This is a genomic window from Klenkia terrae (assembly GCF_037083865.1).
Classification (GTDB): Bacteria; Actinomycetota; Actinomycetes; order Mycobacteriales; family Geodermatophilaceae; genus Klenkia; species Klenkia terrae.
Genome location: NZ_JBAPLV010000050.1, coordinates 1 through 8,633, shown reverse-complemented (window position 1 = coordinate 8,633; position 8,633 = coordinate 1). Strand labels below are relative to the sequence as shown.

Annotated in this window: 7 protein-coding genes; 4 read left to right on the top strand and 3 right to left on the bottom strand. The window is 73.0% G+C overall.

The genetic code is table 11. From position 1 onward, the window contains the following. On the top strand, window positions 1–617 hold a 617-nt coding region (locus UXQ13_RS23205), incomplete at its 5' end, for a hypothetical protein (protein WP_419146492.1). A gap of 131 nt (window positions 618–748) precedes the next feature. Next, a complete protein-coding gene (locus UXQ13_RS23200; RefSeq protein WP_225236063.1) occupies window positions 749–1,741 on the top strand; it encodes an IS481 family transposase in 993 nt (330 codons plus the stop codon). Window positions 1,742–1,747: 6 nt separating this feature from the next. On the opposite strand, the gene UXQ13_RS23195 is transcribed toward UXQ13_RS23200, so the two are convergent. The 3 genes from UXQ13_RS23195 to UXQ13_RS23185 are packed head-to-tail and all read right to left on the bottom strand — an operon-like array spanning window position 1,748 to window position 5,299. Then, window positions 1,748–3,067: an oligosaccharide flippase family protein gene (locus tag UXQ13_RS23195; RefSeq protein ID WP_336393078.1), complete on the bottom strand. Its 1,320-nt coding sequence runs from the start codon at window positions 3,065–3,067 to the stop codon at window positions 1,748–1,750. After that, the gene (locus UXQ13_RS23190; protein WP_263639379.1) at window positions 3,064–4,239 is read right to left on the bottom strand and encodes a glycosyltransferase family 4 protein; all 1,176 of its coding nucleotides are present in this window, start codon (window positions 4,237–4,239) and stop codon (window positions 3,064–3,066) included. Before UXQ13_RS23190 ends, UXQ13_RS23195 begins: the two co-directional genes overlap by 4 nt. Then, complete coding sequence (locus tag UXQ13_RS23185) at window positions 4,223–5,299, bottom strand: LCP family protein (protein ID WP_225234219.1); 1,077 nt, start codon at window positions 5,297–5,299, stop codon at window positions 4,223–4,225. Before UXQ13_RS23185 ends, UXQ13_RS23190 begins: the two co-directional genes overlap by 17 nt. Window positions 5,300–5,401: 102 nt before the next feature. Here UXQ13_RS23185 and UXQ13_RS23180 point away from each other — a divergent pair, with 102 nt between their 5' ends. Then, window positions 5,402–6,241 carry a hypothetical protein gene (locus UXQ13_RS23180; RefSeq protein WP_225234220.1) on the top strand — a complete coding sequence of 280 codons (840 nt, stop codon included), beginning with the start codon at window positions 5,402–5,404 and terminating at the stop codon, window positions 6,239–6,241. A 213-nt stretch (window positions 6,242–6,454) separates the two neighbouring features. Then, the coding region (locus UXQ13_RS23175; protein ID WP_336393077.1) for a PIG-L family deacetylase at window positions 6,455–8,633 on the top strand (2,179 nt) is incomplete at its 3' end.

Sequence of the window (8,633 nt, the reverse complement as noted above, 5' to 3'; positions counted from 1 at the left end):
GGCTCACCTGGCAGCGCCGGGGCGCCGTCATCACCGGACAGGTGCCCCGGGACGACCAGCCGGCACCCCGCGACGTCGTCGGCGCCGGATCGCTGTGCGCACTGGTGGCCGGCGGGTACGTCTACGTGCTCTACATCGACTGGAACCTGGCTACCCCGGACGAGCTGCACCTGGCGCGGGCCCCGCTCGACGCGGTCGACGACCCGGCGGCCTGGCAGAAGTGGCACGACGGTGCCTTCTCCACGCCCGGCGACGGCGGGGCCAGCACCGCCGTCGTCACCCGCCCCGGCGACGGTGACGTGACCGTCGTGGCCGGCGGGCCGTCGCTGAGCTGGAACACCCACCTCGAGCGGTACCTGCTGGTGTTCCAGACCGCTGACGGCTTCTGGTGGACCCACTCGACGACGCTCACCGACTGGGCCGAGGCAGTGCAGTTCCTCGGCCTGGACGCGCCCTCGGTCGCCGGCGCGGCCTTCGTGGCCTACGGCACCCTGCTCAGCCCCGGGGCGCCCAACGACCAGGTCACCGGGCGGGATTCCTACCTGTACCTCGCCATCAGCGAGGGCGAGGACGACAGCCACTCCCTCTGCCGGATCCCGGTGACGGTCTCCCGCTAGGTGTACTGACCAGAGACGTTGTTCTCGGGCGTGTGACCACTCGATCTGACTGAGGATCTTGTGGAGGGAGGACCTCCGGACGTGGAGTGGAGCTGCTGAAGGCACCCATTCCCCGGACTCCGGAGGTCCTCGTGACCCACGCTAACGCCGCTTTGACCCCCAAGCACCGACTGCGACTGGCTCGGGCGGTGGTCGAGCAGGGCTGGACGCCGGCCTACGCGGCCACGGTGTTCAACGTGTCGGCACCCACGGCCCGCAAGTGGGCCGACCGCTACCTGGTGGGCGGGCCCGCGGCGATGGAAGACCGCAGCTCACGACCGCACCACTGCCCGCGCCGCACCCCGGCGCCGGTGGTCCGCAAGATCGTGCACCTGCGGTGGAAGAAGCGCCTGGGCCCGGTTCAGATCGCCGGCCGGCTGGGGCTGGCGGCTTCCACCGTGCACGCGGTGCTGGTGCGCTGCCGGCTCAACCGGCTTTCCCACGTCGACCGCGCCACCGGCGAGCCGATCCGCCGCTACGAACACGACCACCCCGGCTCACTGATCCACGTCGATGTGAAGAAGCTGGGCAACATCCCCGACGGCGGCGGTCACCGCTACGTCGGCCGCCCACAAGGCGACAAGCACCGCGCCGCCACCCCGGGCAAGCCGAAGAACGCGCACCACAACCCGAAGATGGGCACCGCGTTCGTGCACACCGTCATCGACGACCATTCCCGCGTGGCCTACGCCGAGATCCACGACGACGAAACAGCGGCCACCGCCATCGCCGTCCTGCGCAACGCCACCGCCTGGTTCGCCGCCCGCGGGGTCCCCGTGCAACGGGTCTTGAGCGACAACGGGTCGGCCTACCGCTCGCACGCATGGCGCGAGGCCTGCGCCGAGCTGGGCATCACCCCCAAGCGCACCCGGCCCTACCGCCCGCAGACCAACGGCAAGATCGAACGCTTCCACCGCACCCTCGCCGACGGCTGGGCCTACGGCCGGATGTTCACCACCGAGACCGCACGCCGTAAGGCACTACCGGCCTGGCTACACGAGTACAACCATCACCGGCCCCACACCGCGACCGGATCCCGACCGCCCATCACCCGCCTGAACAACCTCTCCGGTCAGTACAGCTAGGCCCGGTCAGGCCGGCGTCGTGACCGCGGGGTCCACCCGGGCGGTGCGACGGTCACCCCGGCGGAGCAGCAGCAGGCTGCCCAGCAGGAGCACCGGCTCACGGCTCAGCGAGGCCCAGGCAGCGCCTGCCGCGCCGAATCGGGCGTCGAGCTGCCAGTGCGCCAGTACGCAGACGGTGAGCGCCAGGAACTGGACGGCGGTCAGCCCGTAGGCCTGTCCCCGCGCGACGGCGAGGGCCTGCAGCGGCACCCCGGCGGCCGCGATCGGCAGGGAGAACAGCAGGATCTGGAAAGCGATCGGGTCCGCCCCGATCCGCTCGCCGAAGAACAGCGGGGCCCACCACCCCGCGCTGACCGACAGCACCAGCGCGGCGGCGAGCAGCAGCCCCAGGCCCATGCCGGAAGACAGCAGCGCAGCGCGGCGGGAGTTGTCGATGCCCTTCTCGCGGGTGGCACCGAGCCGGGCCGCCGGGATGACCCCCGCGGCCAGCAGCACCAGCACCCCGCCGAGCGCGTTCTGCAGCTGCGACGCCGGGGCGTAGAGACCGGCCACGGTCAGCCCGGCGAACACGGTGACCAGCAGGGCGTCGGCCCGGTTGACCACCACGTTGATCAGACTGTTGAGGGTGTGCGGCGCCGACGCCCGGATCGCCAGCAGCATCCGCGCCCGCCGGTCACCGGGCCGGTTCGCGAACGCGGTCCGGACGCCGTCCAGCCGGGTGCGGACCCGCCACAGCGAGTACAGCAGGGTCACGACCTCGGCCCCGGCCAGGCCGCCCAGGAGGAACGGCACGAGCACCGCGCCGTCCAGCACGAAGGCCAGCGGTGCGGCCACGCACAGCACCAGGCGGCCGGCGAACAGGGCCTCGCTGCCCACCCGGAACTCGTGCAGGTAGCCCAGCACGGCCTGGACGAACAGCGAGGCGGAGAAGGCCAGCCCGCCCAGCGCGACCAGCACGACCTCGGCCACCGAGAGGTCCCACAGCAGCTGGGCCACCACGACCCACCCCACGGTCACGACCCCGGCCAGCCACAGCCGCAGGGTCACCAGCGAGGCCACGGCCGCCGAGCCGCTCTCGCGCCCGGCGAGCTGCTGCTGGATGTAGGTGCTGGTGCCGGCGTCGGCCGCGGCCGCCACCAGGAGCATCGCGCCCTGCAGGGTGAACAGGAACCCGAGCTCGCTGACGCCCAGCACGCGGCTGGCCACGACGGTGAACACCACCATGGCGACCTTGGTGACCAGCTGGGAGACCGCGTTCCAGCCCGCGGCCTTCGCCAGCAGGGCGACGACCGGGTTCTGCAGCCGGCTGGCCACCCATTGCCTCACGGCCGGGCCAGCAGCTGCAGGTAGCGCCGGGCCTGCCCCGCGGGGCTGAAGCGATCCTCGGCCCGTCGGCGCGCGGCGCGACCCATCTGCGCCCAGGCGGGTCGCTGGTCCAGGACCGTCGCCAGCTGGTCGGCCAGCGCGGCGGTGTCGAGGGTGTCCATCAGCCAGCCGGTCTCGCCGTCCACGACCGTCTCCGACGGCCCGCCGCTGCTGGTCGCGACCACCGGCCGCCCGGCGCGCATCGCCTCGACCACGCTGAGCCCGAACGACTCCACCCCGCGGTTGACGCAGATGGCCAGGGAGGCGGTGGCGAGGAACGTCTCCGGGTGGTCGCTGGCCGGCAGCAGCCGGATCCGGTCGCGGGCCGGGCTCGTGGCGACCAGCGCCCGGACCCGGTCCTGGAACACCGGGTCGTGGGAGCCGCCGACCAGGTCGAGCGCGAGGTCGGCCAACCGGGGGTCAGCCAGTGCCTCCACCAGGAGGTCCTGCGCCTTGTCTTCGGCGATCCGGGCGATGCATACCGCGCGCAGCGGTGCGTCGACGAGGTCGGGCACGGTGGCGAAGACGTCGGCGGCCGACAGGTGCATCACGTCGGCCGCGGGACGGCCGCCGTGCACGCCGAGGGAGGACAGCGTCGACCGGCTGTTGGCCAGCACGTGCACGTCCAGCACCCGGGCCAGCAGGCGGTAGGCCAGCCGGGCGGGCGCGCTGTCCCGGACCGGGCGGGTCAGCTCCCACACGCAGGTCGCCCCGAGCAACCGGGCGGTGATCGCCCCGGCCGGCACCAGGGCGGGGGACACCACGTGCAGGTGCGTCACCCCGGCCAGGGCCGGGTGCCGGCGGGCGACCCGGACGAAGGAGACCATCCACGCCAGCAACCGGACGGCGTCCCGGAGCGCCCCGGGCCCGCGGCGGGATATGTAGGGCGGGTCGGGCAGGTCCAGCACCGTCAGCGGCAACCCCGCTGCGGCCACCTCCTCGGAGGTCTCGCCGGCCCGGGCGCTGAGGCAGGTGACGGTGGCCCCGAGCCCGCGGACCTCGGTCATCAGGTTCACCACGCTGCGGGCGACGCCGTAGCCCTCGCCCCCGGCGACCACCCAGGCGATCGAGAGCCGGTCCACCGGCAGGTCGGCGGGCGCCGGAGCGGTGCCGCGGTCAGTTGACGACGTCACCCAGCGCCTCGTCGGTGAACTCGTCGGCGTTCTGGCCGAGGGAGTCGGTCTGCAGGTAGCCCCACATGCGGGCCCCGGTCACGTCGTCGAGGTAGACCACGCTGGCCGCCCCCTCGGTGCCGGTGCCCAGCACGGGCGCGGTGAAGAAGTCGATGCCGTCCGGGGTGATGCCCCGGGCGGACAGCACCAGCTGCAGGAGGTCGGTCGTGCTGAGGGTGTCGTCGACCGCGATGGAGCCGGTGACCGCGGTCAGCACGGTGTCGATCTGGTCCAGGCTGGTGAACGTGCCGGCGGCGAACAGCTTGCCGAACATGGAGCGCAGGTAGTTCTGCTGGCGCTTGACCCGGTCGAAGTCGCCGCCGGGCAGGTCGTAGCGCTGGCCCACGTACCAGCGGGCCATGTCGCCGTCCAGGTGGTTGGGGCCGGCGGTGAACGTGTACGGACCGTTGGACGTGGTCGTGGCGACGTCGACGTCGACCCCGCCCAACGCGTCGGTCATGGAGATGAGCTCGTCGAAGCTGATCGCGGCGTAGTGGTCGATGCGCACGCCGGTCACGGCCTCGACGGTCTGGATCAGCAGGGTGGGGCCGCCGTAGGCGTAGGCGGCGTTGATCTTGTTCATGCCGTAGCCGGGGATGTCCACCCACGAGTCGCGGGGGATCGAGATGACCTGCACGTGCTGGCGGTCGCCGGAGAGCCGGGCGACCATGATCGCGTCGGACCGGGCGTCGGGCAGCTCGCCGGCCACGATGTCGGCCCGGGTGTCCGACCCGACGAGCAGGAACGTCACCGGAGCCGCCGTCGTCGCGGTGACGGGGGTGGCCTCGGCGGGCCGGGACGACTCGTCCAGACCGTCGAAGACGTCGGACACGCGGGCGACGTTGCCGGCGTAGCGGTCGGTCACGTACCAGGCGCCCCCGGCGACGAGCAGGGCGAGCACCGCGGTGAGCACCCCGAGGCCCAGGAGCGCGCGTCGCAGCACCCGGCGGCGTGGCCGCCGGGGCGGCTGCTCGTCGGGCAGCTCATCGTCCAGTTCGTCGGGCTGGAGATCGTGGTCCATGGGGTCCCCTGTCGTGGTCGTCGATGAACCTACGGCCGGGTCGGGCAGGAGGTGTCGCCGACGTCCCGGGCGGTCGCCCGGACGGGTGAGGTGTGCCGGCGGGTGCTCAACCGGCGGTCCGGGGAGGTCGAGACCCACCTGGTGCACCCCGAGCCGTCCCCGATCGCCCCCACCGCGCCGATCACCGGTGCAGGTCGTCGGGCCGGCGATCCGGGCGGGCGAACCTGGGCGCAGACCCGGGAGCTGCTGCTCGCCTCGCTGGTCGCGCCGGTGCGGCCACCCACGCGGGTGGTCACGGTCCTGGCCGGTGCGGTGCTCCTGGCCGAGACGACCGGGCTGGTCGTCCGTCGCGCCTGCGCGGTCGGCTCCTGCAGCGAGGTCGCCGGCTCCTGGGCGCTCCGGTGGGACATGGACGCGCTGGGGTCGGTCCCGCGCGCACTGATCACCGGACTGCTCGCCGTCGCCGCGCTGGGCTGCCTGCGCGGGTTCCGCCGAGCCGGCCACGGGGGAGCTGCCGTGTGGTGGGCGGTCCTCGGCGCCGGGTGCGCCGCCCTCACCGTCGCCAAGCAGACCTCCCTGCACTCCCTGGTCGAGGGCCGGCTCGCGGGTCTGCTGCCGGGCATCGACATCCAGCTGCTCTTCGTGGTGACCAGCCTGGTCGGGCTGCTGACGGTGCTGGTCGCCGGCCGGTGGGTGCGCCGGGAGACCCGGACGGTCGTCGTCACCTGGCTCGGCCTGTACGCCCTGGCCAGCGTCGGCCTCGCCGCCGTCACCGTGGTGCTGGCTCCGCTGGGCTCCGTGGTCGCCGATCTGGCCACCTGGGTGGAGGAGTGCGGGGAGGGCCTCGCCGCGGTCGGGCTGCTGGCCGCCGTCCGGGTCTCCACCCGCGACCTCGGTCGCCGCCGACCGACCCCCACGACGCCGAACGACCACGCACCGTGACGCCACTCGAACGCATGCAGAAGAGACACCTCCGTATCACCAGTTCAGGTGGCAAGCGATGCACTCTGCTCCGTTCGCCCGCTACCTTCCGTCACGCCCCGAGCGGGGCAGTAGGTGATGGAGGAACACGTGCGTCGGTTGGCGAGGATGACGACCCTCGGGGTCAGGACACGCGGGGCCTCGGCCCAGCGGGCTGGCCGTCGGCTCGCCGCGGTGGTCGCGTTCGCGCTCGTCGGCGGGTTGGCCGTCGCCGGGTCGGTCACGCCGGCCGCTGCGGCGTCCGGGTGCACTGTCGACGTCGTCGCCCACCCCGACGACGACCTGTTCTTCATCAACCCGGCCGTGCAGGCCGACATCGCCGCCGGCACATGCGTGGCGACGGTGTTCGTGACCTCCGGCGACGCGGGACGGGGCACGAGCTACTCCCGCGGGCGCGAGACCGGGATCGAGGCCGCCTACGCGTCGATGGCCGGGGTCGAGAACAGCTGGTCGACCAGCACGACCGTCGTCGCCGGGCACACGCTCACCCAGGCGACCCTGCGGAGCGCTCCGCAGATCGTGCTCACCTTCCTCCGGTTGCCCGACGGGAACCCCGACGGCAGCGGCACCTCGAGCTCGGGGTACACCAGCCTCCAGTCCCTCTACACGGGCGCGATCAGCTCTCTCACGACCGTCGACACCCCGGCAGAGACCTACACCGTGTCCAGCCTGGTGCAGACGCTCGGCGCGGTGATGTCGTCCTTCTCCGCGGACGTGGTCCGCACGCTGGACAACGTGGGCAACTTCGGCGGCGGCGACCACAGCGACCACTACACGGTGGCCCGGTTGGCGACCCAGGCCCGCGCGTCCTCCGTCCCCTCTGCCCAGCTCGTCAGCTACGCCGGGTACCCCGCCGAGGCCCTCGCGCCCAACGTCGCGGGTGACGCCCTGGCGCGCAAGCGGAACGCGCAGTTCGTCTACGCCCAGCACGACGACAACGTGTGCGGCAGCATCGATGCCTGCCAAGGGCGCAACGAGGAGCGCTGGATCACCCGCAACTACCTCGCCAGCCAGGTGCACCCGACGGTGGGCACCGGCACCGGCAACGTGGCCGCGCTGGCCAGCGTCAGCGCATCGTCGGGTAGGCCTGGCCAGGGCCCCGAGAAGGCCGTCGACGGCGTCGTCAGCGGGTACCCGGACAACTCGGGCGCAGAGTGGGCCAGCTTCTCCGGCGCCGCAGGGACCTCGTTGCAGCTGAACTGGGCCGAGCCGTTCCAGCTGGACACCGTCGTGCTGTACGACCGCCCGAACCTCGCCGACCAGGTCCTGGGCGGGACGCTCACGTTCACCGACGGCACCACGGTCGCCGTCCCGGCCCTGGACAACGCCGGGGCGCCGGTCACGATCACCTTCCCCGCCCGCACGACGAGCAGCGTCCGCTTCACCGTCACGTCGGTCAGCCCCACCACCGAGAACGTCGGGTTGGCGGAGATCCAGACCTGGACGTCCGGTTCGACACCCGCCCCGACCACACCCCCGGCCCCCACGACGACGCCGGCTCCGACCACGACGGCGGCTCCGACCACGACGCCGGCTCCGACCACGACGCCGACGCCGGGGACGAACGTCGCCGGTCGAGCTTCGGTCGCGGCCTCCTCGGCGAATGCCTCGACGGGGCAGACGGCCGCCAAGGCGGTCGACGGCGTGGTCTCGGGGTTCCCGGACGACTACACCGCTGAGTGGGCGACCGACGGCGGTGGTGTCGGCAGCACCCTCACCCTGACCTGGACGACCCCGGTCACCCTGGACAAGGTGGTCCTGTACGACCGTCCCAACGCCAGCGACCAGGTCACCGGGGCGACCTTGGCCTTCTCCGACGGCACCTCCGTCACCGTGCCCTCGCTGGCCAACTCCGGGACCGCCACCACGGTGTCCTTCACGGCGCGCACGGTCACCCGGCTGACGTTCACCGTCACCGCTGTCAGCGCCAGCACGAGCAACGTGGGGCTGTCGGAGATCCAGACGTGGACCCCGGTGGCGACGACCACGGCTCCCACGACGACGCCGGCTCCGACCACGACGCCGGCTCCGACCACGACGCCGGCTCCGACCACGACGGCGGCTCCGACCACGACGGCGGCTCCGACCACGACGGCGGCTCCGACCACGACGAGCACGGCAGCTGCGCGCAACGTGGCCGGTCAGGCCGCCGTCAGCGCGTCCTCGCAGAACACCTCGACCGGGCAGACCGCGGCGAAGGCCGTCGACGGTGTCGTGGGCGGGTACCCCGGTGACGCCACGACCGAGTGGGCCACCGACGGACGCGGGACCGGCAGCACCCTCACCCTGAGCTGGGCAACCCCGGTCACCCTGGACAAGGTGGTCCTGTACGACCGTCCCAACGCCAGCGACC